This is a genomic window from Erwinia pyri (assembly GCF_030758455.1).
Lineage (GTDB): Bacteria > Pseudomonadota > Gammaproteobacteria > Enterobacterales > Enterobacteriaceae > Erwinia > Erwinia pyri.
In genome coordinates, this window is record NZ_CP132353.1 from 1,075,908 (window position 1) to 1,099,379 (window position 23,472).

At 52.2% G+C, this 23,472-nt stretch carries 24 protein-coding genes, 5 tRNA genes and 1 other annotated feature; of the genes, 19 read left to right on the forward strand and 10 right to left on the reverse strand.

Going from position 1 to position 23,472, the window contains the following annotated elements; all coding sequences use genetic code 11:
- Positions 1-80: 80 nt before the first annotated feature.
- The 12 genes from Q3V30_RS05020 to luxS all read left to right on the forward strand — a co-directional run bounded on the left by Q3V30_RS05020 (position 81) and on the right by luxS (position 8,971).
- Positions 81-596: a regulatory protein RecX gene (locus tag Q3V30_RS05020; RefSeq protein WP_306211066.1), complete on the forward strand. Its 516-nt coding sequence runs from the start codon at positions 81-83 to the stop codon at positions 594-596.
- A gap of 138 nt (positions 597-734) precedes the next feature.
- A complete protein-coding gene (gene alaS, locus Q3V30_RS05025) occupies positions 735-3,362 on the forward strand; it encodes an alanine--tRNA ligase (protein WP_306211067.1) in 2,628 nt (875 codons plus the stop codon).
- A 246-nt stretch (positions 3,363-3,608) separates the two neighbouring features.
- The gene (csrA, locus tag Q3V30_RS05030; protein WP_004155916.1) at positions 3,609-3,794 is read left to right on the forward strand and encodes a carbon storage regulator CsrA; all 186 of its coding nucleotides are present in this window, start codon (positions 3,609-3,611) and stop codon (positions 3,792-3,794) included.
- Between the two features lie 316 nt (positions 3,795-4,110).
- A tRNA-Ser gene (locus Q3V30_RS05035) sits at positions 4,111-4,203 on the forward strand.
- A gap of 3 nt (positions 4,204-4,206) precedes the next feature.
- Positions 4,207-4,283: transfer RNA gene (locus Q3V30_RS05040), tRNA-Arg, on the forward strand.
- 416 nt (positions 4,284-4,699) lie between these two features.
- Positions 4,700-4,776, forward strand: a tRNA-Arg gene (locus tag Q3V30_RS05045).
- A 228-nt stretch (positions 4,777-5,004) separates the two neighbouring features.
- Positions 5,005-5,081: transfer RNA gene (locus tag Q3V30_RS05050), tRNA-Arg, on the forward strand.
- A 99-nt stretch (positions 5,082-5,180) separates the two neighbouring features.
- A tRNA-Arg gene (locus Q3V30_RS05055) sits at positions 5,181-5,257 on the forward strand.
- 421 nt (positions 5,258-5,678) lie between these two features.
- Entirely contained in the window at positions 5,679-6,245 is a 567-nt protein-coding gene (yqaB, locus tag Q3V30_RS05060) for a fructose-1-phosphate/6-phosphogluconate phosphatase (RefSeq protein ID WP_306211113.1), read from the forward strand.
- Positions 6,242-6,670: a YqaA family protein gene (locus tag Q3V30_RS05065; protein ID WP_306211115.1), complete on the forward strand. Its 429-nt coding sequence runs from the start codon at positions 6,242-6,244 to the stop codon at positions 6,668-6,670. Before yqaB ends, Q3V30_RS05065 begins: the two co-directional genes overlap by 4 nt.
- A 31-nt stretch (positions 6,671-6,701) precedes the next feature.
- The gene (gene gshA / locus Q3V30_RS05070) at positions 6,702-8,303 is read left to right on the forward strand and encodes a glutamate--cysteine ligase (RefSeq protein WP_306211117.1); all 1,602 of its coding nucleotides are present in this window, start codon (positions 6,702-6,704) and stop codon (positions 8,301-8,303) included.
- A 152-nt stretch (positions 8,304-8,455) separates the two neighbouring features.
- On the forward strand, positions 8,456-8,971 hold the full coding sequence (gene luxS / locus Q3V30_RS05075; protein WP_306211120.1) for an S-ribosylhomocysteine lyase: 516 nt from the start codon (positions 8,456-8,458) through the stop codon (positions 8,969-8,971).
- Positions 8,972-9,057: 86 nt separating this feature from the next.
- Here the strand turns inward: luxS and Q3V30_RS05080 are convergent, their stop codons facing one another.
- Together Q3V30_RS05080 and Q3V30_RS05085 are read right to left on the reverse strand one after the other, a co-directional pair.
- Positions 9,058-10,344 (reverse strand): HlyC/CorC family transporter, encoded by a 1,287-nt coding sequence (locus tag Q3V30_RS05080; protein WP_306211122.1) that lies wholly within the window; start codon positions 10,342-10,344, stop codon positions 9,058-9,060.
- A gap of 25 nt (positions 10,345-10,369) precedes the next feature.
- Entirely contained in the window at positions 10,370-11,161 is a 792-nt protein-coding gene (locus Q3V30_RS05085; protein ID WP_306211124.1) for a cytochrome C assembly family protein, read from the reverse strand.
- Between the two features lie 164 nt (positions 11,162-11,325).
- Here Q3V30_RS05085 and ffh point away from each other — a divergent pair, with 164 nt between their 5' ends.
- From ffh to rplS, 5 genes are all read left to right on the forward strand, one after another.
- Positions 11,326-12,687 carry a signal recognition particle protein gene (gene ffh, locus Q3V30_RS05090; RefSeq protein WP_306211126.1) on the forward strand — a complete coding sequence of 454 codons (1,362 nt, stop codon included), beginning with the start codon at positions 11,326-11,328 and terminating at the stop codon, positions 12,685-12,687.
- A 136-nt stretch (positions 12,688-12,823) separates the two neighbouring features.
- Positions 12,824-13,072, forward strand: coding sequence for a 30S ribosomal protein S16 (rpsP, locus tag Q3V30_RS05095; protein WP_124234201.1), 249 nt, complete (start codon positions 12,824-12,826; stop codon positions 13,070-13,072).
- An 18-nt stretch (positions 13,073-13,090) separates the two neighbouring features.
- On the forward strand, positions 13,091-13,639 hold the full coding sequence (rimM, locus tag Q3V30_RS05100) for a ribosome maturation factor RimM (protein WP_306211130.1): 549 nt from the start codon (positions 13,091-13,093) through the stop codon (positions 13,637-13,639).
- A gap of 29 nt (positions 13,640-13,668) precedes the next feature.
- Positions 13,669-14,439, forward strand: a complete 771-nt coding sequence (gene trmD, locus Q3V30_RS05105; RefSeq protein WP_428979249.1) for a tRNA (guanosine(37)-N1)-methyltransferase TrmD — start codon at positions 13,669-13,671, stop codon at positions 14,437-14,439.
- Positions 14,440-14,483: 44 nt separating this feature from the next.
- On the forward strand, positions 14,484-14,846 hold the full coding sequence (gene rplS / locus Q3V30_RS05110) for a 50S ribosomal protein L19 (protein ID WP_024965502.1): 363 nt from the start codon (positions 14,484-14,486) through the stop codon (positions 14,844-14,846).
- A 78-nt stretch (positions 14,847-14,924) separates the two neighbouring features.
- On the opposite strand, the gene Q3V30_RS05115 is transcribed toward rplS, so the two are convergent.
- Both Q3V30_RS05115 and Q3V30_RS05120 read right to left on the reverse strand, forming a co-directional pair.
- Entirely contained in the window at positions 14,925-15,617 is a 693-nt protein-coding gene (locus Q3V30_RS05115) for a CTP synthase C-terminal region-related (seleno)protein (protein ID WP_306211134.1), read from the reverse strand.
- Between the two features lie 50 nt (positions 15,618-15,667).
- On the reverse strand, positions 15,668-16,183 hold the full coding sequence (locus Q3V30_RS05120; RefSeq protein ID WP_306211136.1) for a GNAT family N-acetyltransferase: 516 nt from the start codon (positions 16,181-16,183) through the stop codon (positions 15,668-15,670).
- Positions 16,184-16,569: 386 nt separating this feature from the next.
- Here Q3V30_RS05120 and Q3V30_RS05125 point away from each other — a divergent pair, with 386 nt between their 5' ends.
- Together Q3V30_RS05125 and tyrA are read left to right on the forward strand one after the other, a co-directional pair.
- The gene (locus Q3V30_RS05125; RefSeq protein WP_306211138.1) at positions 16,570-17,640 is read left to right on the forward strand and encodes a 3-deoxy-7-phosphoheptulonate synthase; all 1,071 of its coding nucleotides are present in this window, start codon (positions 16,570-16,572) and stop codon (positions 17,638-17,640) included.
- A 10-nt stretch (positions 17,641-17,650) separates the two neighbouring features.
- Positions 17,651-18,772: a bifunctional chorismate mutase/prephenate dehydrogenase gene (gene tyrA, locus Q3V30_RS05130; protein WP_306211141.1), complete on the forward strand. Its 1,122-nt coding sequence runs from the start codon at positions 17,651-17,653 to the stop codon at positions 18,770-18,772.
- Between the two features lie 25 nt (positions 18,773-18,797).
- On the opposite strand, the gene Q3V30_RS05135 is transcribed toward tyrA, so the two are convergent.
- The 6 genes from Q3V30_RS05135 to bamD all read right to left on the reverse strand — a co-directional run bounded on the left by Q3V30_RS05135 (position 18,798) and on the right by bamD (position 23,447).
- The gene (locus Q3V30_RS05135) at positions 18,798-19,514 is read right to left on the reverse strand and encodes a substrate-binding domain-containing protein (RefSeq protein WP_306211143.1); all 717 of its coding nucleotides are present in this window, start codon (positions 19,512-19,514) and stop codon (positions 18,798-18,800) included.
- Positions 19,514-20,566, reverse strand: coding sequence for an ABC transporter substrate-binding protein (locus tag Q3V30_RS05140; protein ID WP_306211145.1), 1,053 nt, complete (start codon positions 20,564-20,566; stop codon positions 19,514-19,516). The genes Q3V30_RS05135 and Q3V30_RS05140 overlap by 1 nt, the downstream gene beginning before the upstream one ends.
- Before the next feature lie 127 nt (positions 20,567-20,693).
- Positions 20,694-21,854: a bifunctional chorismate mutase/prephenate dehydratase gene (gene pheA, locus Q3V30_RS05145; RefSeq protein WP_306211147.1), complete on the reverse strand. Its 1,161-nt coding sequence runs from the start codon at positions 21,852-21,854 to the stop codon at positions 20,694-20,696.
- Positions 21,855-21,877: 23 nt separating this feature from the next.
- Positions 21,878-22,002: a sequence feature (Phe leader region), on the reverse strand.
- Entirely contained in the window at positions 21,954-22,001 is a 48-nt protein-coding gene (locus Q3V30_RS22730) for a hypothetical protein (RefSeq protein ID WP_428979250.1), read from the reverse strand. Its footprint overlaps the feature before it by 48 nt.
- 98 nt (positions 22,003-22,100) lie before the next feature.
- The gene (gene raiA / locus Q3V30_RS05150) at positions 22,101-22,445 is read right to left on the reverse strand and encodes a ribosome-associated translation inhibitor RaiA (protein WP_306211149.1); all 345 of its coding nucleotides are present in this window, start codon (positions 22,443-22,445) and stop codon (positions 22,101-22,103) included.
- Between the two features lie 270 nt (positions 22,446-22,715).
- Positions 22,716-23,447: an outer membrane protein assembly factor BamD gene (gene bamD / locus Q3V30_RS05155; protein WP_306211151.1), complete on the reverse strand. Its 732-nt coding sequence runs from the start codon at positions 23,445-23,447 to the stop codon at positions 22,716-22,718.
- Positions 23,448-23,472 lie beyond the last annotated feature (25 nt).

Here is a 23,472-nt window from a genome sequence, read left to right on the forward strand (position 1 = left end):
TCCTTTTTTTGTTTCCTGCCTTAATCCTCGCTACCCTTATCTCTTCACCCTTACGTTAACCTGAAAACTCGTGGAGCAAGATGTCTGAATCCACCGAACGCAGCCAGTTCACACGCCTGCTGGACAGGGCAATGCGCATCCTGGCTATGCGCGATCACAGCGAAATGGAGTTTCGCCGCAAGCTGGCGCTGTCGGCCGAGCGGGCGGCGCTCTACGCTAAAAATAAATCGCAGGAACCTGAACAGATTACGCCCGAGCAGATAGACAGGGTAGTGGCCTGGTGCTACGAAAACCGCTACCTGGATGATGCGCATTTCGCCGAAAGGTTTGTTGCCAGCCGCAGCCGGAAAGGCTATGGCCCGCAGCGTATTCGTATGGAGCTGGGACAAAAGGGCATCGACAAGGCGCTGACGGATGAGGTGCTGGCCAGTTGCGAAATTGACTGGACGCGTCAGGCTTTTGAGGTGGCAGAACGCAAGTTTGGCCTGCCCCTGCCCAGCGACTGGAAGGAAAAAGCCAAAGTACAACGCTATCTGATGACGAAAGGCTTCTTTTCCGAAGATATTCGCGCCATTTTCTCAAATTTTGATGAATGACCGCCGATGGGATTTTACTTCCCACCGAAGAAAATTTATCTTATTCACCACTTTTTGTTCGTGAGTTGCCAGCACAGGGTGACCCTTCTGGCGTAGTAAGACCCACGAGACATTCGTTAGCGTGATTCCAGGACAATTATGAGCAAGAGCACTGCGGAGATTCGCCAGGCGTTTCTCGACTTTTTCCAGAGCAAGGGACATCAGGTTGTAGCCAGTAGCTCCCTCGTCCCGACTAATGATCCGACGTTACTGTTTACCAACGCCGGTATGAACCAGTTCAAAGATGTTTTCCTGGGCCAGGATAAGCGTAGCTATTCCCGCGCCACAACTTCCCAGCGCTGCGTACGTGCGGGCGGGAAGCATAACGATCTGGAAAACGTAGGGTATACCGCCCGTCACCATACCTTTTTTGAAATGCTGGGCAACTTCAGCTTTGGCGACTATTTCAAGCGTGAGGCGATTGGCTTTGCATGGGAACTGCTGACCGGTGAGCAGTGGTTTAACCTGCCGAAAGAGAAGCTGTGGGTGACCGTGTACGAAACGGATGACGAAGCCTTCGACATCTGGGAAAAAGAGGTTGGTGTCCCGCGCGAACGCATTATCCGCATCGGTGACAACAAGGGCAGCGCCTACGCGTCCGATAACTTCTGGCAGATGGGCGATACCGGCCCTTGCGGTCCCTGCTCCGAGATTTTCTTCGATCATGGCGACCATATCTGGGGCGGCCCTCCGGGCAGCGCAGAAGAGGATGGCGATCGCTATATCGAGATCTGGAACATCGTCTTTATGCAGTTCAACCGTCAGCCAGACGGTACCATGCTGCCGCTGCCTAAACCTTCCGTCGATACCGGAATGGGGCTGGAGCGCATCTCCGCTGTACTGCAACACGTTAATTCCAACTATGAAATCGACCTGTTTGAGAAGCTGATCAAATCGGTAGCGGAAGTGACCGGTGCAACAGATTTAACCAGCAAATCACTGCGCGTAATTGCGGATCATATTCGTTCCTGCGCGTTCCTGATTGCCGATGGCGTTATTCCTTCCAATGAAAACCGTGGCTACGTGCTGCGCCGTATCATTCGTCGCGCCATTCGACATGGCAACATGCTGGGCGCGCAGGGCACCTTCTTCTGGAAACTGGTTGGGCCGTTAATTGCGGTGATGGACGCTGCTGGCGAGGAGCTGAAAAATCAGCAGTCCCATGTCGAGCAGATCCTGAAGACGGAAGAGGAGCAGTTTGCGAAAACGCTTGAGCGCGGTCTGGCGCTGCTGGACGAAGAGCTGGAGAAACTGCAGGGCGATACGCTGGATGGCGAAACCGTTTTCCGCCTGTATGACACCTTCGGTTTCCCGGCTGACCTGACGGCGGACGTCTGCCGCGAGCGGAACCTGAAAATTGATGAAGCTGGCTTCGAAAAAGCGATGGAGCAGCAGCGCCAGCGTGCGCGTGAGGCGAGCGGTTTTGGCGCGGACTACAGCTCAGTGATCAGCATCGATGCGGCTTCCGCTTTCAAAGGCTACGACCAACTGGCGCTGAATGCCGCTGTAACCGCTATTTTTGTCGAGGGTAAACCTGCTACAGAAATTTCTGCGGGCCAGGAAGGGGTTATCGTACTGGATGAAACGCCATTCTATGGTGAATCTGGCGGCCAGGTGGGCGACACCGGCGAACTAAAGGGTAACAACGCCTTGTTCAGCGTCACGGATACCCAGAAATATGGTCAGGCCATTGGCCACACCGGCAAGCTGACTGCAGGCCAGCTGCGTGTAGGCGACCGCGTTGCCGCGCAGGTTGATGAGGCTCGCCGGGCGCGAATTCGTCTGAATCACTCTGCAACCCACCTGTTACATGCTGCACTGCGTCAGGTTCTGGGGCATCATGTAGGGCAGAAAGGCTCTCTGGTTAACGACAAATATCTGCGCTTTGACTTCTCGCATTTTGAAGCGATGAAGCCTCAGGAGATCCGTCAGGTCGAGGAGATCGTTAACGCTCAGATCCGTCGTAACCTGGCCATTGAAACCAATGTCATGGAGCTGGAAACCGCTAAAGCACAGGGTGCTATGGCGCTGTTCGGCGAGAAGTATGATGACCACGTGCGCGTATTGAGCATGGGGGATTTCTCCACCGAACTTTGTGGCGGCACCCATGCCAGCCGCACTGGCGATATTGGTTTGTTCCGCATTCTTTCTGAGTCAGGTACGGCTGCTGGTGTGCGTCGTATTGAAGCGGTGACCGGCGAACGTGCGCTGGGACAGATGTATGCGCAAAATGAACAGCTGCAGGAAATTGCTCATCTGATCAAAGCCAACAACAGTAACCTCAGCGAAAAGGTGCGTGGGATGATTGATCACGTACGCGGACTTGAGAGGGAACTGCAGCAGCTTAAAGATCAGCAGGCTGCGCAGGAGAGCGCCTCGCTGAGCAGCAAAGCTATCGAGGTCAAAGGAACGAAGTTGCTGGTCAGCGAACTGAGCAACGTCGAACCGAAGATGTTGCGCACCATGGTCGATGAGCTGAAGAATCAGTTAAAATCAGCCATCATCGTGCTGGCTACCGTGGCGGATGGGAAAGTTTCACTGATCGCTGGCGTCACCAAAGATTTAACCGATCGGGTTAAGGCAGGCGAACTGGTGGGCCAGCTGGCTCAGCAGGTTGGCGGAAAAGGCGGTGGACGTCCTGATATGGCCCAGGCGGGCGGCAGTGATGCTCAGGCTCTGCCTGCGGCTCTTGCTGGCGTTGAATCCTGGGTGGCGGCCAAACTGTAACACAATAAAAAATGCACGTTGAAGGGGCGGTGAGAGTGGCTCATCGCGCCTTCAGGTCAGGTGCGATCTTAAAAAACACAAAGTCAGGTTAGCAGTGTGTATTTCGGCTAAACTAAGTATCAGCAGAATGTATTGGTGTGTTGATGCACTTGTAGTGTATTTGTCATAGTCTACATTTAGCGTTATATGATGGATAATGCCGGGCGCCCGTTAACCCGACTCTTTTAATCTTTCAAGGAGCAAAGAATGCTTATTCTAACTCGTCGAGTTGGTGAAACCCTCATGATCGGAGATGAGGTGACTGTAACGGTGCTGGGAGTGAAAGGGAACCAGGTTCGCATTGGTGTGAACGCCCCTAAAGAAGTTTCGGTTCATCGCGAAGAGATCTATCAGCGCATCCAGGCCGAAAAAACTCAGCAAACAAGTTACTAACGGATCCAGCGCCTCGCTAACCATAGCGAGGCGCTACCGGTTTTCCCCCTTCTTTCTGCATTTCTTCTCTTTTCTCCCCCTGCAATGTTCTCTGCCGCGATTTTCTTCGTGGTATTTATTGCGTCCCAACGCAGACCTCATTGTTGATAAATCACTCTTTTTGTCGCCAAAATACCCGGATTGCGTGGGAAGTGTGCAATCAAACACGTAAGGGGAAAAATTGTTTGACTTATAAGTGCGGGAAAGTAATATGTGCGCCACGCAGTGCCGATGAGCAGTTATCAAGTTCAGCAGCACAACTCGCAAGAGTGCGTATGGTGAGGTGGCCGAGAGGCTGAAGGCGCTCCCCTGCTAAGGGAGTATGCGGTCAAAAGCTGCATCCGGGGTTCGAATCCCCGCCTCACCGCCATTTGCATCCATAGCTCAGCTGGATAGAGTACTCGGCTACGAACCGAGCGGTCGGAGGTTCGAATCCTCCTGGATGCACCATATTTAATAAATCTGGTCGCAACAGAGTTCTGGCAGAGTAGTAAGCAGTTGAAGCCAGCACGAAGGATGATAACGTTGCTTTAGCAACGGCCCGCAAGGGTGAGGCGAAGCCGAATAATCCTCCTGGATGCACCATGTTTAAGAAGTTAGCAGCACCACTGTACAGGCAAAAGCACTCTCGGCTTTTGGTTAGTACAAAGGAAATGACAGCGCATTGACACCATCCATTCAGGACAGGGCAACGCAAATTCATCTTCCTGGATGCGCTCTCTTCTGCAGGATGAGAAGCAAACATTACTGGCAGGCAACATCGACCGGTAGCGTTTTTCTTGTTTTGTAAGTAGTACCGATGCAGTGTTAGTAGCCTGTATCACGGTGAGTCGTTAGCACCCCTGCGTTATACCAAAATTTGAAATGCATCCATAGCTCAGCTGGATAGAGTACTCGGCTACGAACCGAGCGGTCGGAGGTTCGAATCCTCCTGGATGCACCATATTTTGAAAAGTTGGCAGCACCGCTGTACTGGCAAAGTAATAAATTCTTACCGCCAGCACAAAGGATGATAACGTTGCATCAGCAACGGCCCGAAAGGGTGAGGCGAAGCCGAATAATCCTCCTGGATGCACCATATTTTGAGAAGTGAAAGCGTTCTTAAGAACGACAATTAGTTTCTTCTGTATCTCCTCAGGTTTGTCGCGTTATCTCTCCACGTTTTACCCCTGCATCCATAGCTCAGCTGGATAGAGTACTCGGCTACGAACCGAGCGGTCGGAGGTTCGAATCCTCCTGGATGCACCATATTTTGAAAATTTGAGAAGTGAAAGCGTTCTTAAGAACGAGCATGAATTTCTGCTGTATTACCTCAGATTTATTGCGTTATCCCCATGTTTTATCCTTGCATCCATAGCTCAGCTGGATAGAGTACTCGGCTACGAACCGAGCGGTCGGAGGTTCGAATCCTCCTGGATGCACCATATTTAATAAATCTGGTCGCAACAGAGTTCTGGCAGAGTAGTAAGCAGTTGAAGCCAGCACTAAGGATGATAACGTTGCCTTAGCAACGGCCCGTCAGGGTGAGGCGAAGCCGAATAATCCTTCTGGATGCACCATATTTAAAGAATCTGGTCACAATCTTTTTTAATAAATTTTCTTCTGCCTCCTCTCAGTAAATCCCCTGAAAAGATCTCCTGCTTTTGTTATCCACAATAACCTTATGATATATAGTGTTTTTATAAAGGCGACCGCCGCTTATTCTCTCTGAGCTTTATCTCACGCCAAATTCTGATAATGAAAATCCCTATGTAATTCAAGGCATTTGTGGATCCATGCCAACAGCGACAAGTGAACCGCTTTACGCTAAAGTAATTGTTCGCTGGAGCAGGGAGGAAGATCGGGATGTATGACGGATATGAAGGCTTAATCTTCGATATGGATGGCACCATTCTGGACACGGAGCCTACCCACCGTAAAGCCTGGCATGAGGTTCTGGCTCGTCACGGTTTGCAGTTTGATGAGCGGGCAGTGATTGGGCTGAATGGTTCGCCAACCTGGCGGATTGCAGAAGTGATCATTGCCGGTCATCAGAGCAACCTGGATCCCCATACGCTGGCAGCGGAAAAAACGGCGGCATTGAAAGAGATGCTTTTCGATACCGTGCGTCCGCTCCCGCTGATAGAGGTGGTTAAAGCCTATAAGGGGCGTTTGCCTATGGCAGTAGGCACCGGTAGCGAGCATGCAATGGCAGAAGCGTTGTTGCAGCATCTGGGACTGCGATCATACTTTGATGTGATTGTGGGCGCAGATGACGTTACGCAGCATAAACCTGAACCTGAAACCTTTATACGCTGTGCAGAGTTGATGAACGTCACGCCAGCGCGCTGCGTGGTGTTTGAAGATGCTGATTTTGGTATCCAGGCGGCAAAAGCAGCGGGGATGGATTATGTGGATGTTCGCCTGCTGTGAGTGACTGGCTCGCCTATGGGTCCATGTTCGCCAGCAGTTTTCTCAGTGCGACTTTATTGCCGGGCAGTTCAGAACTGCTGCTGGTCAGCCTGCTGATGGCAGGAAAAGTCTCAATGAGTGGCATTATTATCATTGCCGCACTCGGTAACACGCTGGGCGGTTTGACAAATATTATCATTGGCCGCTGGCTGCCGGTAAAGCAGCAGGGGCGATGGCATGACACAGCAACGGCGTGGCTGCACCGATGGGGGCCTGCTGCGCTGCTACTTAGCTGGTTGCCAGTGATTGGCGATCTGCTATGCGTTCTCGCTGGCTGGCTTCGTTTTGCCTGGCTTCCCACGGTGATTTTTCTTGCTGTGGGTAAGACCCTGCGCTACGTAGCGCTGGCATACGCAACACTTCAGGGCATGGAATGGTGGCATTGATTCGTGAATAATCGGCGCTACGGTTAACATTATGCTAAACAATAATAAATTTTTCTCCGAGCGGGAGGTCAATTTGATCCCGGACGTATCACAGGCGCTTTCCTGGCTGGAAGCTCATCCTGACGCATTAAAAGGTATTGGTCGCGGTATTGAACGCGAAACGCTGCGCGTCAGACCAGATGGTCATCTGGCGACCACCGGGCACCCGAAATCTCTTGGCTCAGCTTTAACGCACAAGTGGATAACCACCGATTTTGCGGAAACGCTGCTCGAATTTATCACGCCGGTTGATAAAGATATCGACCATCTGCTGGCATTTCTGCGTGATATCCATCGTCACGTCTCCCGTGACTTGGGCGAGGAGCGCATGTGGCCAATGAGCATGCCGTGCCTGATTGAAGAGAGTGACAGTATTGAGCTGGCGCAGTACGGCAGTTCAAATATCGGCAAAATGAAAACGCTTTACCGTGAAGGCTTAAAAAACCGTTACGGCGCACTGATGCAGGTCATCTCTGGCGTGCACTATAACTTCTCCCTGCCCATCTCCTTCTGGCAAGCCTGGGCGGATGTGAAAGATGAGAAGAGCGGTCAGGAGGCGATCTCTGAAGGCTATCTGCGTCTGATCCGTAACTACTATCGTTTTGGTTGGGTCATTCCCTACCTGTTTGGCGCCTCTCCGGCAATCTGCTCCTCTTTCCTGCAGGGCAAGGAGACGAAGCTGCCGTTTGAGAAAACGGATAAAGGCATGCTTTATCTGCCTTACGCCACCTCTCTGCGCCTGAGTGATTTGGGCTACACCAATAAATCGCAGAGCGGGCTTGGCATTACCTTCAATAATCTGCCTGATTATGTGAAGGCGCTGAAGGCAGCGATCAAAACGCCTTCAGAAGCCTATGCTGAGATGGGAGTGAAGGATGAGCAGGGTAACTGGCTGCAGCTTAATACCAACGTCCTGCAGATTGAGAATGAGCTCTATGCGCCAATTCGTCCTAAACGCGTAACCCGCTCCGGTGAAAATCCCTCGGATGCCTTACTGCGTGGCGGCATTGAGTACATTGAAGTTCGTTCACTGGACATCAACCCCTTCTCGCCAATTGGCGTGGATGAGAATCAGGTACGCTTCCTGGATCTCTTCCTGGTGTGGTGCGCGCTGGCCGATGCGCCAGAGATGAGCAGCGATGAACTGCTCTGTACGCGGGCAAACTGGAACAGGGTGATACTGGAAGGACGTAAACCGGGGCTGCTGCTGGGCATTGGCTGCGACGAAGCGCAACATCCGCTTGCTGAAGTTGGTAAAGAGCTGTTTGCAGATTTGCGTCGCGTAGCGGAGACGCTGGATGGTCAGCAGGGCGCTCATCACTATCAGGAAGTGTGTGACCGTCTGGTTGCCTCTTTTGACGATCCCGATTTAACCTATTCAGCGCGTTTCCTGACGGCATTAAAAGAGAACGGCATTGGCGGCACGGGCCTGGCGCTGTCGGAACAGTACCGACATCAGTTAGCGGAAGAGCAGCTTGAGATTTTGACCGAGACGGATTTCGAACAGGAAGCCGTACGTTCAAACGTTAATCAGCAGGAAATTGAAGAAAGTGATACGCTTAGCTTTGAAGACTTTTTAAAGAGTCGCAGTTAAGAAAAGAAAATGGCCACATTGCTGTGGCCAAAATAACATCTCTGTTGTCAGGGATGATGATAACAAAATGCGCGTCTTTCATAGATTCAGACCGGGCACGACAGAGAAAGTTTCACTTTTTTCAAAATAAATTTATTAGTTGAGGTAACCACATGCCATTGCTGGATAGCTTTACCGTCGATCACACTATCATGGCGGCTCCTGCGGTTCGTGTTGCTAAGACCATGAACACTCCTCATGGCGATACCATTACCGTTTTCGATCTGCGTTTCTGCAAGCCAAACAAAGAGGTAATGCCAGAGCGTGGTATCCATACGCTGGAACACCTGTTTGCTGGCTTTATGCGTAACCATCTGAATGGTGATGGCGTGGAGATCATCGACATCTCCCCTATGGGTTGCCGTACCGGCTTCTATATGAGCCTGATCGGTACGCCAGATGAGCAGCGTGTGGCCAAAGCCTGGAAAGAGGCGATGCAGGACGTGCTGAAAGTAAGCGATCAGCGCAAGATCCCTGAACTGAATGAATATCAGTGCGGCACGTTTGAGATGCACTCTTTAGATGAGGCGCAGGATATTGCGCGTCATATCATCGACAACGACATTCGCGTTAACCACAACGATGAACTGGCGCTGCCGAAAGATAAGCTGCAGGAACTGCACATCTAGTTTTGATGGGGCGGAACGCTCGCCCCTGGCAGAAGCGGGGAAACTGGCTGATGCTCTGGTGAGGGCGGTACTCCCGCCCTCAACGTTTAAGAACCTACCGACTCTTTCAACGGTTGCTTTGGCGTAATCCGCACCTGCTTAATCATATTCTCCTGTACATCCAGAATATCAATCGCGTAGTGGCCAATGGTTACGGTGGTGTCCGGTAACGGAATATCCTGGATCGCTTCCAGAATCATGCCGTTCACGGTTCGCGCTTCATCTTCTGGCAGCAGCCAGTTAAAGGCCTTATTCAGTTCCCGAATATTCGCGCTCCCTTCGATCAGTACGGAGCCATCGTTCTGCGGCACAACCTCTTCCGCAAGCGTTGGTGACATGGAGGTGGTGAAGTCGCCCACGATCTCCTCAAGAATATCTTCGATAGTCACCAGCCCCTTGATGTCGCCATACTCATCAACAACCAGCCCGACTTTTTTCTTATTGCGCTGGAATTTAACCAGCTGCACATTAAGCGGTGTGCCTTGCGGTACGTAGTAAATCTCATCCGCCGCCCGCAGCATCACCTCTTTGGTAAACTCTTTTTTCTCGGTCATCAACCGGTAGGCTTCGCGCACGCGCAGCATGCTGATGGTATCGTCCAGCGAGTCGCGATAGAGCACGATACGCCCATGCGGAGAGTGGGTAAGCTGACGAACGATCGATTTCCAGTCATCATTGATATTGATACCCACAATCTCATTGCGCGGCACCATGATGTCATCGACGTTGACTTTTTCGAGGTCGAGTACCGACAGAAGCATATCCTGATTGCGGCGGGACATCAGCGAACGTGACTCATAAACCAGCGTGCGCAGCTCATCTTTGTTCAGCGCGCCGCTGATGGCACCATCGCTTCTAATCCCTACCATCTTCATCAGCATGCGGGTAATGGTGTTCAGCAGCCAGACCAGCGGCATCATCACAATCTGTAACGGCCCCAGCAGCACGCTGCTTGGGAAAGCCACTTTCTCCGGGTAAAGCGCGGCGATGGTTTTTGGCAGCACTTCGGCAAAGACCAGCACGGCAAAGGTCAGAATGCCGGTCGCGATGGCCACGCCCGCATCGCCATACAGGCGCATTCCTACAATGGTCGCCAGCGCGGAAGCGAGAATGTTGACCAGGTTGTTGCCAATCAGCACCAGGCTGATTAAACGGTCTGGCCGGCGCAGCAGTTTCTCAACCCGACGGGCGGCGCGATCTCCGTTTTTAGCCTGATGACGAAGCTTATAGCGGTTAAGAGTCATCATGCCGGTTTCGGAACCTGAGAAGTAGGCCGAAACCAGAACCATAATGACCAGCGTGATGATCAGTGTGGTGGTTGAAACATGTTCCAACAGGGGAGTTCCTTGTAGTGAAGGGTCAGGAGGTCAGGAAGTGCTGCAGCATCCGGCTACCAAAATAGGCCATCGTCAGCAGAAAAGCGCCGCCGCAGTTGAACCAGGCAACACGACGGCCGCGCCAGCCTTCATGATAGTGGCCCCAAAGCAAAACGATATAAACAAACCAGGCAAGAATCGACAACACTGCTTTATCCACATTCTCGCGGCTGAAAAGATCGTGCATATAGAACAGACCGGTGCATAACACCAGCGTCAGCAGCACCACACCTACCTGAGTGATGTGGAACATCTTGCGCTCGATGGTCATCAGCGGAGGAATGTCGTTATTGAACGCCAGCCTTTTATTCTTAAGCAGATAGTCAATCCACGCCAGCTGCAGGGCATAAAGCGCCGCAATAATCAGCGTCGCATAAGCAAAAAGCGCCAGGCCAATATGCACCATCATGCCCGGAGTCGTTTCCAGATGGGTGATAAAAGCATTAGGCACAAAAGTGGCAAACGCCAGATTGATCAGCGCAAAGCTGTAAACAATCGGCAGCAGCATCCATCCCCGGTTGCGCGAGGCAACAATAGTCATAATGGCGCAAATCAGCAGGCTGACCAGCGAGCCAATGTTCAGCAGGCTCAGGTTCTGACCACTGTCGAAGGCAAAAATACGCTGTTGCAGCGCCACAGCGTGGCAAATCAGCGCAATAATCGCGGAGATCACCGCCAGACGACGCCATGCACTCTGCTTGCGCAGCAGGCTGGGGATAATCAAAGCGAGGCTGAAGGAGTAGGCGAGTAGCGCCAGAATCGCGAAAACGGACATAAATGTTGTCAGGTACCAGCCAAAGAAGAAAAAAATCAGTATAGCGCCAGCGGCTGCAGGCTCCAAACGATCTCATCGCAGATGGCTGAGATCGCAGCGGCTTCATGTTATAATCCGTCCCATTGTGTCGCCTGGCGACCTCTCATTACGTTGAGCGAGAGACGATGTTTGATAATTTAACCGACAGATTGTCGCAATCCCTGCGCAATATCAGTGGCCGTGGACGGCTGACCGAAGACAACATTAAGGATACGCTGCGCGAAGTGCGCATGGCGTTACTTGAGGCGGACGTTGCGCTGCCGGTCGTGCGTGACTTTATCAACCGCGTAAAAGAGCGGGCGGTAGGTCAGGATGTGAATAAAAGCCTGACGCCGGGTCAGGAGTTCGTGAAGATTGTCCAGAACGAACTGGTTGTGGCAATGGGCGCGGAGAACAACACGCTCAACCTGGCCGCTCAGCCGCCTGCCGTCGTTCTGATGGCCGGTTTGCAGGGTGCGGGTAAAACCACCAGCGTCGGTAAACTGGGTAAATTCCTGCGCGAAAAGCACAAAAAGAAAGTGCTGGTCGTCTCTGCCGACGTTTATCGCCCGGCGGCGATCAAACAGCTGGAAACGCTGGCCGAACAGGTTGGCGTCGATTTCTGTCCCTCCGATCTCAGCCAGAAGCCGGTTGATATCGTCAAGGGCGCACTGCAGCAGGCTAAGCTTAAGTTCTACGACGTGCTGCTGGTGGATACCGCTGGTCGTCTGCACGTAGACGAAGCGATGATGGATGAAATCAAACAGGTTCACGCTGCGATCAATCCGGTAGAAACGCTGTTTGTAGTCGATGCCATGACCGGTCAGGATGCGGCAAATACCGCTAAAGCGTTTAACGAAGCGCTGCCGTTGACCGGGGTGATCCTGACGAAAGTGGATGGTGACGCCCGTGGCGGTGCTGCGCTGTCGATTCGTCAGATAACCGGCAAGCCGATTAAATTCATGGGTGTGGGTGAAAAAACCGAAGCCCTGGAGCCGTTTTACCCGGAGCGTATTGCCTCGCGTATTCTCGGCATGGGCGACGTCCTGTCGCTGATCGAAGATATCGAGAGCAAGGTTGACCGTGCGCAGGCGGAAAAACTCGCCAGCAAGCTTAAAAAGGGCGACGGTTTCGACCTGAACGACTTCCTTGACCAGCTCAAGCAGATGCGCAACATGGGCGGCATGGCCAGCCTGATGGGCAAACTGCCGGGCATGGGGCAGCTGCCGGATAACGTGAAGTCACAGATGGATGACAAAGTGCTGGTGCGGATGGAAGCGATGATTAACTCCATGACGCGCAAAGAGCGTGAAAAGCCGGAGATCATTAAAGGCTCCCGCAAGCGCCGCATTGCAACAGGTTCAGGTATGCAGGTGCAGGACGTTAACCGCTTACTCAAGCAGTTTGACGACATGCAGCGCATGATGAAGAAGATGAAGAAGGGCGGTATGGCGAAGATGATGCGCGGCATGAAAGGTATGATGCCGCCAGGCTTCCCGGGCCGTTAATGCAGCCGGAAAAGCACTTTGGCGAATTAGATTGCTTTTTGCGCCAAAATGAGTAAAATTTTCGGGCTTTTTATATTGCATCCGGGCCCCGTTCCCTCAATGGGGCCCGGGTGTTTTATTAACTCAAGAGGATGTTATGGTAACAATTCGTTTGGCACGTCACGGCGCTAAAAAGCGTCCATTCTACCAGGTAGTCGTCACTGACAGCCGTAATGCTCGCAACGGTCGCTTTATCGAGCGCGTTGGTTTCTTCAACCCGATCGCATCTGGTCAGGCTGAAGCACTGCGTCTGGATCTGGACCGCATTGAGCACTGGGTTGGCCAGGGCGCTACTCTCTCTGATCGCGTTGGTGCGCTGATCAAAGAAGCTAAGAAAGCAGCTTAATCTGTCACGGTGGTCAACATGAGCAAGCAACTCGCCGCGCAGTCTCCTGCCAGCCCTTTAATTTTAGGGAAGATGGGATCTGCCTACGGTATCCGTGGTTGGCTCAAAGTGTTTTCCTCCACCGAAGATGCCGAAAGCATTTTTGACTATCAGCCGTGGTTTATCCAACGTGCGGGTCAATGGCAGCTTGTCGAGCTGGAAGGCTGGAAGCGCCACAATCAGGACATGATCATCAAAGTCAAAGGCATTGACGATCGTGATACTGCCGGTCTGCTGACTAATTGCGAAATTGTCGTGGATTCTGAGCAGCTGCCAGCGCTGGAGAGCGGAGACTACTACTGGAAAGACCTTATCGGTTGCCAGGTTGTCACCACTGAAGGCTATGAACTGGGTAAAGTCACAGAGTTGATGGAAACCGGTTCAAACGACGTTCTCGTCGTGCAGGCTAACCTGAAGGATGCATTCGGTGCGAAGGAGCGGCTTATTCCGTTCCTTGATGGACAGGTTATCAAGAATGTCGATCTCACTACCGGCACCATTGAAGTAGATTGGGATCCTGGTTTTTGAGCTCCGGTAAAAACGGTATGGCGCCATCAATGTGGATTGGCATTATCAGCCTGTTTCCTGAGATGTTCAGTGCGATTACCGATTACGGAGTAACCGGCCGGGCAGTAAAAAATGGCCTGCTCAGCATTCAGAGTTGGAGTCCTCGTGATTTCGCTCATGACCGGCACCGTACCGTGGATGAACGTCCATACGGCGGCGGACCGGGAATGCTTATGATGGTTCAACCTTTACGGGATGCCATCCACGCAGCAAAAGCGGCGGCAGGAGAAGGTGCAAAGGTGATTTATCTTTCACCTCAGGGGCGCAAACTCGATCAAAACGGCGTTTGCGAACTGGCGACTAACCAGAAAATTATTCTGGTATGTGGTCGCTATGAAGGGATTGATGAGCGCGTAATCAAAACCGAAATCGATGAAGAGTGGTCGATTGGGGATTACGTACTCAGCGGTGGAGAGCTGCCAGCGATGACGCTGATTGACTCGGTCGCCCGGTTTATACCCGGCGTATTGGGCAAGCAGGCGTCAGCCGAGGAAGATTCATTTTCTGATGGCTTGCTGGATTGCCCACACTACACCCGACCTGAAGTGTTAGAAGGTATGGAGGTACCGCCAGTTCTGCTGTCGGGAAATCATGCTGAAATCCGCCGGTGGCGCCTGAAACAGTCGCTGGGCCGTACCTGGCTAAGAAGACCTGAACTTCTGGAAAACCTGGCTCTGACTGAAGAGCAAGCAAGGTTGCTGAAAGAGTTCCAGCGGGAATTCAGCAGGCAACATAACGATGATGGGCATGCGCGACGATAGTCGGGCGCCTGAATATCAGTTTACCCAGGATAAGAGATTTAATTATGAGCAACATTATCAAGCAAATTGAACAAGAGCAGATGAAACAGGACGTACCTTCATTCCGTCCGGGTGATTCCGTGGAAGTGAAAGTATGGGTCGTTGAAGGTTCTAAGAAACGTCTGCAGGCATTCGAGGGCGTGGTTATCGCTATTCGTAACCGCGGTCTGCACTCTGCATTCACTGTTCGTAAGATTTCTAACGGCGAAGGTGTTGAGCGTGTATTCCAGACTCACTCACCGGTTATCGACAGCATTGCTGTGAAACGCCGTGGCGCCGTACGTAAGGCCAAACTGTACTACCTGCGTGAGCGTACTGGTAAGTCTGCACGTATCAAAGAACGTCTGGGCGCTAAAGCAGCTTCTTAAGTTAATAGCGAACAAGGGGGCAGCCGGAAGGTTGGCCCCTTTTTTTATGCCTGCCATCAGCCAGAAGTGGTCAAAAAATCACTCTGCAGCCGCTTTCAACAGAGCAACGACCAGCGGCGAGAGTTCATTCTTTAAAGCTGCGCGTTCAGACTGGAACAGCGTGGCGACGAAAAACTTATGGTCCGGAAGTTCAATTCCGCGCACGTCTCCTTCAAGATCCCAGGCGGTAATGCGTAACGGATAATCTGCCAGTTGAGTAGCAAATTCCGGGTTTACGCCAAAATTACAGTGATAGCCTTCTTGCGTAGTGAGCTTGTTGTAAGCACGGGCGATCAGCGAATCGGGCTTGATACGTATATCCCCGGATTTCTCAACCAGTGAACAACTGAGAGGGGAGATAACGATACGGCCTTCACTCTGGGTTTCGGCATATGCTGCATCTGCCCAGCCCATAACGTTACGGGCATATTCTACCAGCGCGTATTGAAACCCTCCGCACGACCCCAGAAAAGGAATGTTGTTCTCGCGCGCATAAGTAATTGCGAGGAAAGCGCCGGTATCATTTTCATACGGGCTACCGGGCACGACCCAAACTGCATCAAAATCCTTCAGTGCGGCAATATCGTTTACAGACTTTGTTGCCAGCCAGTCGGCAGAAACTGTCAGGCCTGTAGCCTCAGCCGCAATCTGGATTGCCGAAGGGATCGCCTGATGAGCAACTGCCGTAGCGCGGTAATCGCCTACAAGAGCAATACGAAGGGGGACGGTCATTATCATTTCCTGTTCAGGTTAAGCAAAAAGATGTTGGTTCGGGTGGAGCGCTATTCCTGGCGATGAAAATGGTAAATCGCGGTATTGACCGGTCCGCTCTCCAGCACAATCAGGCCATATTTGATCCCTTTGAAGTCAGCACCACAACGTATTGCGACCTGACGGCTGGCCATATTCTCCTCTACGGCCAAAATTTCCACCACCTTCCTCTCCGGGCTTTGCCACGCCAGCTCCACCAGATGGCGGACAGCATAGCTCGCTATCCCCTGACGCTGTTCGCTGCTACGCACCCAGTAACCAATGGAGCAATGATCGGGCTGCTCTCTGGAGTAGCGCAAACCCGCTCCACCCAGCAGACGTCCATCCTCAGCAAACAGCCCCAGCTCATTGGCTTCACCTTTGTTTCTCAGCAGATGCGTAATGCTGAACCACTGGCGAGCTTCTGCGGGCGTGAACCCGGCATGCGCCCACAGAAGCCAGGGACGAAGCGTATCCAGTGAGGCATTAACTGCGCAGGCGAACGCTTCTGCATCCTCATCCTGATAAGGTCGTAAAATGATCTGCATCTCTTACACTCCCTCGTAAATAGCTCTTATTTATCTCTAGCATAGGTTTATTACTCAACCATGAGGAAGCAATTTTCTGCTTAATTTCACTTCATAAAAGAATTTCCTGATCACAAAAAACTGCGGTTAAGGTTTTAAGTGAGTGGAGACAGCACTGAAAGCATTGCGTGTGTAAAATTATATTTACATTTATCGCAAGTGTTATAAAGCTGATGTTTTTTTAAATTATTGTTTATATTTGATTTTATCTGAAATTTTGGCTTGATGTTTATTCTTGGTAAGAAAGGTGTACATATGACCGTTGAGTTATGTACCTTTTCTGGTACAGTAACTCTCACCCCACCGAGGGATGACTTACGCATATTGAGAGAAACAGGATGACCATCATGCAAAAAGACGCGCTGAACAATGTTCATATCGCTGGCGAGCAGATTTTAATTACGCCAGAAGAGTTAAAAAAACAGTTTCCGTTGAATCCGGCTCTGGAAGCGCAGATTGCGGCCTCACGCCAGACCATCGCCGATATTACCAGCGGTAAAGATCACCGTTTGCTGGTGGTATGTGGTCCCTGTTCCATTCACGATACTGAAGCCGCGCTCGACTATGCCCGTCATCTGAAAACTCTCTCTGAACAGCTGAAGGATCAGCTCTATATCGTTATGCGCGTCTACTTTGAAAAACCTCGCACTACGGTGGGCTGGAAAGGGTTAATCAACGATCCCTACATGGATAACTCCTTTGATATGGAAGCGGGGCTGCATATTGCCCGCCGTCTGTTGCTGGACCTGGTCGAAATGGGGCTGCCATTAGCCACAGAAGCGCTTGATCCTAACAGCCCGCAGTACCTGGGCGATCTCTTCAGCTGGTCAGCCATTGGTGCGCGTACCACGGAGTCGCAAACTCACCGCGAAATGGCCTCTGGCCTCTCCATGCCGGTTGGCTTTAAAAACGGCACCGATGGCAGCCTTGGTACCGCAATCAATGCAATGCGTGCCGCTGCAATGCCGCACCGTTTTGTGGGGATTAACCAGAGCGGTCAGGTGTGCCTGTTGCAGACCCAGGGGAATCCTGATGGGCACGTTATTCTGCGCGGCGGCAAAACCCCTAATTACGGGCCGGAAGATGTAGCGCAGTGTGAAAAAGAGATGCGCCAGGCGGGACTCCGTCCCTCCTTGATGATAGATTGCAGCCATGGCAATTCTAATAAAGATTTCCGTCGTCAGTCCGGTGTGGCTGAATCTGCCGTAGCGCAGATCAAAGATGGCAACCGTTCAATTATGGGTCTGATGCTGGAAAGCCATCTCCATGAAGGCAACCAGTCTTCCGAGCAGCCTAAAGCAGAGATGCGCTACGGTGTTTCCGTAACGGACGCCTGTATCAACTGGGAAACCACGGAAACCCTGCTGCGGGAAATCCATCAGGATCTGAACGGCGTACTGGCGGCGCGTCTGTCGTAAAGGAGTAGTTATGGTGGCTGAACTGACCGCGCTACGCGATCAAATTGATGAAGTTGATAAAGCGCTGCTCGATCTGCTGGCCAAACGGCTGAACCTCGTCGCTGAAGTCGGCGAAGTGAAAAGCCGTTATGGACTACCGATTTATGTACCTGAACGTGAAGCCTCAATGCTCGCTTCACGGCGCAAAGAGGCGGAGCTGCTTGGCGTACCGCCTGATTTAATCGAAGATGTTTTACGCCGGGTGATGCGTGAATCCTACTCGAGCGAGAATGACAAAGGCTTCAAAACGCTGAATCCCGAACTTCGTCCGGTGGTGATTGTCGGCGGTAAAGGACAGATGGGGCGACTGTTTGAAAAGATGCTCACCCTCTCTGGCTATCAGGTCAGGATCCTCGACCAGGAAGAGTGGGCACAGGCGGAGAGCATGCTGGCGGATGCCGGAATGGTGATCATCAGCGTGCCAATTCATCTCACAGAACAGGTCATTGGCAGCCTGCCACCGTTGCCAGAGGACTGTATTCTGGTCGATCTGGCTTCGGTGAAAAATGGTCCGCTTCAGGCCATGCTGGCTGCCCACAGCGGGCCGGTGTTGGGTCTGCATCCGATGTTTGGTCCGGACAGCGGCAGCCTGGCCAAGCAGGTGGTCGTCTGGTGTGATGGCCGTCAGCCGGAGGCGTACCAGTGGCTGCTGGAGCAGATTCAGGTCTGGGGCGCGCGTTTACATCGCATCAGTGCGGTGGAGCACGATCAAAACATGGCCTTTATTCAGGCGCTGCGCCACTTTGCCACCTTTGCTTACGGGTTACATCTGGCTGAAGAGAATGTACAGCTTGATCAGCTGCTGGCGCTCTCATCCCCGATCTACCGTCTGGAGCTGGCGATGGTCGGCCGGCTCTTTGCACAGGATCCTCAGCTCTACGCAGACATCATTATGTCTTCGGAAAGCAACCTTGCCCTGATCAAGCGTTACTATCAGCGGTTTGGCGAGGCGATTAAGCTGCTGGAGCAGGGCGATAAGCAGGCATTTATCGACAGCTTCCGCAAAGTCGAGCACTGGTTTGGCGATCACGCCCAGCGCTTTATGCTGGAAAGCCGTACGCTGCTGCGGCAGGCGAACGATAATCGTCAGTAGCTTTGGCCGGAAACGGCCTTTTGCTTTAGCGGCTGAAACCGGCTCTGTAAAAGATAGTCTGCGCCGCCTTCGTCAGTAAAAATTCCCCCAGCGCTTCAGCCTCTTTTGAACAGACGGCAAACGCATAGTCGGCCTGAATCTGCCACGGCGCAGGAAGGGTCAGCGTGACCACTTTGCCTTCTGCCTTCAGCAGCGGGCTGTAACTCTGATAGCCAATAAACAAATCGGCCTGGCCGCTCTCCAGAAGCCAGCTTGCCGCCATGCTTCCCGCAGGAACTGCCGGACTTTCCGGTCCGCCAACCAGCGGCATCGCCCGCCGTTTCAGCTCTTCTCCTTTTGTCGGGGAAGCTGCTTCAATAAGCCCGAAAAGCTGCCACGCGTAATCGCCAGAAGGATCGCTCAGCGGGGTAGAGGTTGCCACGCGCAGGGTGGGATCAAGCAGCATATCCAGCCACTCTCTTTTCTCTGCGGCAAGCGTAGGGTTAATACTCAGGCAAAGGCTGTTATGCGTAAAAACGCTGGTTGCCAGCGCACGTCCTGTGTCGAGTAGCTTTTGCGGATGGGCGCTGTTCGCTGAAGCAAAAAGATGGCAGGGTTCACCTTGCTCAATGCGCTGTAAAAGCAGACCGGCAGGGCCATAATCAGTAGTAACGGTATGACCGCTCTGCTGCATGAACAGACTCATTAATTCAGGCCAGACAATACGCAGGCTACCGGCAGCGAAAACGCTGAGGTTACGCATCAATTGTTGCCAACATAGTGAGTACGGTAGAAGCGTTGATACCAGCTGTCAGCCCGGTTCTGCATATTGATATCGCTGAATCTTTCCGGATAGAGCTTTTTCGCCATCCACAGCTCGCCCAGCGCCAGCGCTTCCGGCATCGGATATCCCCAGGCTTTGGCATATTCCGGCATCAGATAAACACGGTGATTTTTTACCGCATCTACAGCCTGCCAGGCGGGCTGCTGATTGATCTCATCCATCACCTGGGGATAACGATGCTGTATAAAGATCACCTGCGGGTTCCAGGCAACGATCTGCTCCATAGATACCTGTTTATAACCTTTGACCGTGGCCGCAACGACGTTGAGGGCGCCAGCATGCGCCATCATCAGGCCGGTATATTTCCCGGAACCGTAGGTGGTTAAATCTGGATTTGCCATATAGGCGCGAATCCGCTGAGCGGGTGGGATAGCTTTCAGGCGATCGGCCGTCTGCTGACGCTCATCAAAGGTAGCTTTAATTAAAGCATCGGCCTGCTTTTGATGGTTAACAACTTCGCCGATCAGTTTGATCCCCTCTTTCAGGCCCTGATTATAAGCCCGATCTTCATCCTGCAGCTCGGGGTTGAGCTTGTCCTGCTGTTTCGCATCGCCGCTGCGCAGCGAGATGGCAATCACCGCGATCCCCAGATCCTGGATCTGGTCGATCATCTCTTCAGGAGCATAGTTGGTCACAAAAACAACCTGCGGATGCAGGGCAACCAGCTTTTCGACATCCACATGAGTAAGATCGCCCAGCGTCGGAATTGAATTAAGCTGGGGCACCAGGCGCTGATAGCCCTCGCCCAGCTGCTGTTTCCAGTTACCCAGAATGCCAACCATTGTGCTGGTAGCATCCAGTTGGACGAGCAAATTGAGCGTCTGATGTTGCAGTACCACAACGCGATCGACACGATCCGGGATCGTCACCTGACGACCGAGCTGATCGACCACCTGACGCGCGGCCTGGGAGCACAAGGGAATAAAGCAGAGTAAAGCGGTGAGGGCGGACGCCCTGACAGAACGAAGCATGTGACATTCCTGATTAACGTTATATACATCATGATATAACGTTAATCAGGCAGGGGAAATTGATTCTACGCAATAAAGCAAAACGAGCGTCAGCCGCACACCCGACGGCTGACGGTAAGCGGGGAAGCTATTCTGGCTCTACCGGAATAACGTTTTCGCTTGGATAGCAGCCCAGCACTTTCAGGGAGCGGGTAATGGGCGTTAACTCCTTCAGCGCCTGCTGAACCGCGTCGGAGCGCAAATTACCCTGGAAATCGATGTAGAACATCTCTTCCCACGGATTGCCATTGATAGGGCGCGACTCCAGTTTACTCATTACCAGGTTGTGCTGACGCAGTACCAGTAACGCCTCTACCAGCGCGCCCGCCTGCTGGCCTGTCGCCATAATCAGCGTGGTTTTGGCTGGCACCTGCAGGGTCACTTCAACCGGTTTTCTGGCGAGAATAATAAAGCGGGTAATATTCTGCTTCTGGTTAGCAAGGTTACGTTCCAGCACCTGCAGCCCATAGAGTTCACCGCCAGCCTCGCTGCCAATGGCGGCGACTTTTGGCGAGTTCATCGCCGCGACTTTTTCCATCGCTGCAGCGGTGCTTTCGGTGTACTCAATTTTCCAGTGCGGGTAGCGGTTAATGAACTGGCTGCACTGCTGGAAAGGTTGAGGATGGCTGTATACCGTTTCAATTTGCTGCAGATCGGTATTGCCATTGATCAGCACACAGTGATCGATCGGCAGCGTCATCTCGCCAACAATAGAGAGACTGGTCTGCTGCAACAGATCGTAAACGTCGTTGATCGAACCAGAACTGGTATTCTCAACCGGCAGCACGGCATAGTCAGCCTGGCCGGTTTCGACCTGACTGAAAATATCCTGAAACTTCAGGCAGCCGCTTTCAATGAAGTTATCAAAATGGCGGGCAGCATAGTGGCGTGCGGCAAGGTGCGAATAGGAGCCTTTCGGACCCAAAAAGGCGATTCTCGCCGAGTGCGAAGCGGTTTTATTGAGATGCTTCTGCAGCAGCGCCTGCTGAGTCAGTACCGAGTCTTCAATAATAAGCTGGAAGAGACGCGTGATGTAGTGAGCATCCAGCTTATGCTCTTTGCCCAGCGTAATGAGATGCTCAAGCAGGTCCCGCTCGCGGTCGATGTCGCGGATAGGGCGATGGGTAGCCATCTTTGCCGTCGCAACCTCAACCGCCAGCGCCCGACGTTGGGCCAGCAAGTTCAGCAGTTGTTCATCCAGCGCGCTGATTTTATCGCGCAGGCCCAGCAGGGGATTTTCGGGTGTCATAGTGCTACCTGTCAGAAGTTCATAAAAAAAAAGCCTCCCGCTTGGGAGGCTTTGTTGTTCGTCTTCGCATTGTTTCTTACACGACGAATGGCCTCCCGGTCAGCGGAAGGTAAAAAAGAAGGCGAAGAAGAACGACAGTGTTTTCATTAGGGTGTCCGGAATCAGCAAGCGTTTAAAGTAACCGCTGCAAATTATTGCTGTCAATAAAAAACGCGCCCTGAGGCGCGTTATCTTCATGCTGCTTTTTTATTCCTGATCGACAGCGCTTAAGTCAACGCTCAGGTCTTTGACGCTGGCGTTAGCCCGGCGCGCTTCACCTTTGTGCTGAACCTTGTTCAGCTGGCGCTCAAGTTTAGCGATGAGGTCATTGATGGCGGTGTACATATCAGCATGTTTCGCGCTGGCTACCAGCGGGCCATTTGGCGTATTGATGGTGGCGTCAGCGACAAATTCCTTCGGCTCCTTTGAAAGAACGATATGGGGTTTTATCAGGTCTGTTTGCCATTTTTCGAGCTTGGCGAGACGGTCTTCGACATGTTGGCGGATAGCCGGAGTGATTTCCATGTGCTTGCTGGTAATGTTCAGAACCATAGTGCTTACCTCTCTGTCATTTCCGTCGAATGTAGGATCAGCATACCCTGAAAAATGGGTTAATGCGTGATTCTCATCACGTTTTTTTGTCACTTTTTGTCAAGTCTGGAAAATCTGTGAGGTAGGGTGGTAATTGCTTAAAAGGGGGTTGTCTGCAGGGACTTAAGCGGGCATGATTGATGGGATGACTCAGGACACAAGGCGGTAACGCATTCTTTTTCTGAGCATAAAAAATGGCAGCCTCAGGCTGCCATTTTTCGTTTACAACGCTTAAGCCTGATTCGCCGCAATCAGCTTCGCGACTTTATCTGCTTCAGCCGTCAATTGCAGATGACGGTAAGCATTTTCCATCAGCGGCAGCGCCGTGCGGGTAGCCTGGGTGTCCGGATAATCTTTCATCATTTGCTCAACGCGGTTAACTACTGCAACATAAGCCTCGCGCTTAGTGTAGAATTGAGCAACGGATAATTCATATTTCGCCAGACGATCTTTCAGATAGACCAGACGCTTTCTGGCGTCGGTCGCGTACTGGCTGTTCGGGTAACCGCGCAGCAGCTGAGAGAAGTCATGGAAGGCGTCACGCGCATGCGTGGGATCGCGGTCAGAGCGGTCGATGCCGAAAAAGCCCTGCAGTGCGCTGTCATCCAGCGCCATATCCGTCAGACCACGCATATAAATCACGTAATCAATATTCGGGTGGGTTGGATTAAGACGCATGAAGCGGTCAATCGCGGCCTGCGCCAGCGGCAAATCGGCATTTTTGTAGTAAGCGTAGATCAAGTCTAGCTGAACTTGCTGGGAGTAAGGCCCGAACGGATAGCGGTTATCAAGCGCTTCCAGTTGCGTTATTGCTCCTTTAAAGTTACCGTCCTGCAGTTTTTGCTGGGCTGTGGCATAGATCTCAGAAGGCGGATTGTCGGGCACCGTTTCCTTCGAGCCGGAACAACCCGCCAATGCCAGGCTCAACGTGGCTGCAGCCACCAGATATTTCATACGCGTCATGACGATTTGATTATCCTCAGAGTGT

What these genes read in the sequence shown, in the direction of transcription:
- Q3V30_RS05020 (WP_306211066.1), top strand. Translation starts at nt 81, where the DNA reads ATGTCTGAATCCACCGAACGCAGCCAGTTCACACGCCTGCTGGACAGG.
- alaS (WP_306211067.1), top strand. Translation starts at nt 735, where the DNA reads ATGAGCAAGAGCACTGCGGAGATTCGCCAGGCGTTTCTCGACTTTTTC.
- csrA (WP_004155916.1), top strand. Translation starts at nt 3,609, where the DNA reads ATGCTTATTCTAACTCGTCGAGTTGGTGAAACCCTCATGATCGGAGAT.
- yqaB (WP_306211113.1), top strand. Translation starts at nt 5,679, where the DNA reads ATGTATGACGGATATGAAGGCTTAATCTTCGATATGGATGGCACCATT.
- gshA (WP_306211117.1), top strand. Translation starts at nt 6,702, where the DNA reads ATGCTAAACAATAATAAATTTTTCTCCGAGCGGGAGGTCAATTTGATC.
- luxS (WP_306211120.1), top strand. Translation starts at nt 8,456, where the DNA reads ATGCCATTGCTGGATAGCTTTACCGTCGATCACACTATCATGGCGGCT.
- Q3V30_RS05085 (WP_306211124.1), bottom strand. Translation starts at nt 11,161, where the DNA reads ATGTCCGTTTTCGCGATTCTGGCGCTACTCGCCTACTCCTTCAGCCTC.
- ffh (WP_306211126.1), top strand. Translation starts at nt 11,326, where the DNA reads ATGTTTGATAATTTAACCGACAGATTGTCGCAATCCCTGCGCAATATC.
- rpsP (WP_124234201.1), top strand. Translation starts at nt 12,824, where the DNA reads ATGGTAACAATTCGTTTGGCACGTCACGGCGCTAAAAAGCGTCCATTC.
- rimM (WP_306211130.1), top strand. Translation starts at nt 13,091, where the DNA reads ATGAGCAAGCAACTCGCCGCGCAGTCTCCTGCCAGCCCTTTAATTTTA.
- trmD (WP_428979249.1), top strand. Translation starts at nt 13,669, where the DNA reads ATGTGGATTGGCATTATCAGCCTGTTTCCTGAGATGTTCAGTGCGATT.
- rplS (WP_024965502.1), top strand. Translation starts at nt 14,484, where the DNA reads ATGAGCAACATTATCAAGCAAATTGAACAAGAGCAGATGAAACAGGAC.
- Q3V30_RS05115 (WP_306211134.1), bottom strand. Translation starts at nt 15,617, where the DNA reads ATGACCGTCCCCCTTCGTATTGCTCTTGTAGGCGATTACCGCGCTACG.
- Q3V30_RS05120 (WP_306211136.1), bottom strand. Translation starts at nt 16,183, where the DNA reads ATGCAGATCATTTTACGACCTTATCAGGATGAGGATGCAGAAGCGTTC.
- Q3V30_RS05125 (WP_306211138.1), top strand. Translation starts at nt 16,570, where the DNA reads ATGCAAAAAGACGCGCTGAACAATGTTCATATCGCTGGCGAGCAGATT.
- tyrA (WP_306211141.1), top strand. Translation starts at nt 17,651, where the DNA reads ATGGTGGCTGAACTGACCGCGCTACGCGATCAAATTGATGAAGTTGAT.
- Q3V30_RS05135 (WP_306211143.1), bottom strand. Translation starts at nt 19,514, where the DNA reads ATGCGTAACCTCAGCGTTTTCGCTGCCGGTAGCCTGCGTATTGTCTGG.
- Q3V30_RS05140 (WP_306211145.1), bottom strand. Translation starts at nt 20,566, where the DNA reads ATGCTTCGTTCTGTCAGGGCGTCCGCCCTCACCGCTTTACTCTGCTTT.
- pheA (WP_306211147.1), bottom strand. Translation starts at nt 21,854, where the DNA reads ATGACACCCGAAAATCCCCTGCTGGGCCTGCGCGATAAAATCAGCGCG.
- raiA (WP_306211149.1), bottom strand. Translation starts at nt 22,445, where the DNA reads ATGGTTCTGAACATTACCAGCAAGCACATGGAAATCACTCCGGCTATC.
- bamD (WP_306211151.1), bottom strand. Translation starts at nt 23,447, where the DNA reads ATGACGCGTATGAAATATCTGGTGGCTGCAGCCACGTTGAGCCTGGCA.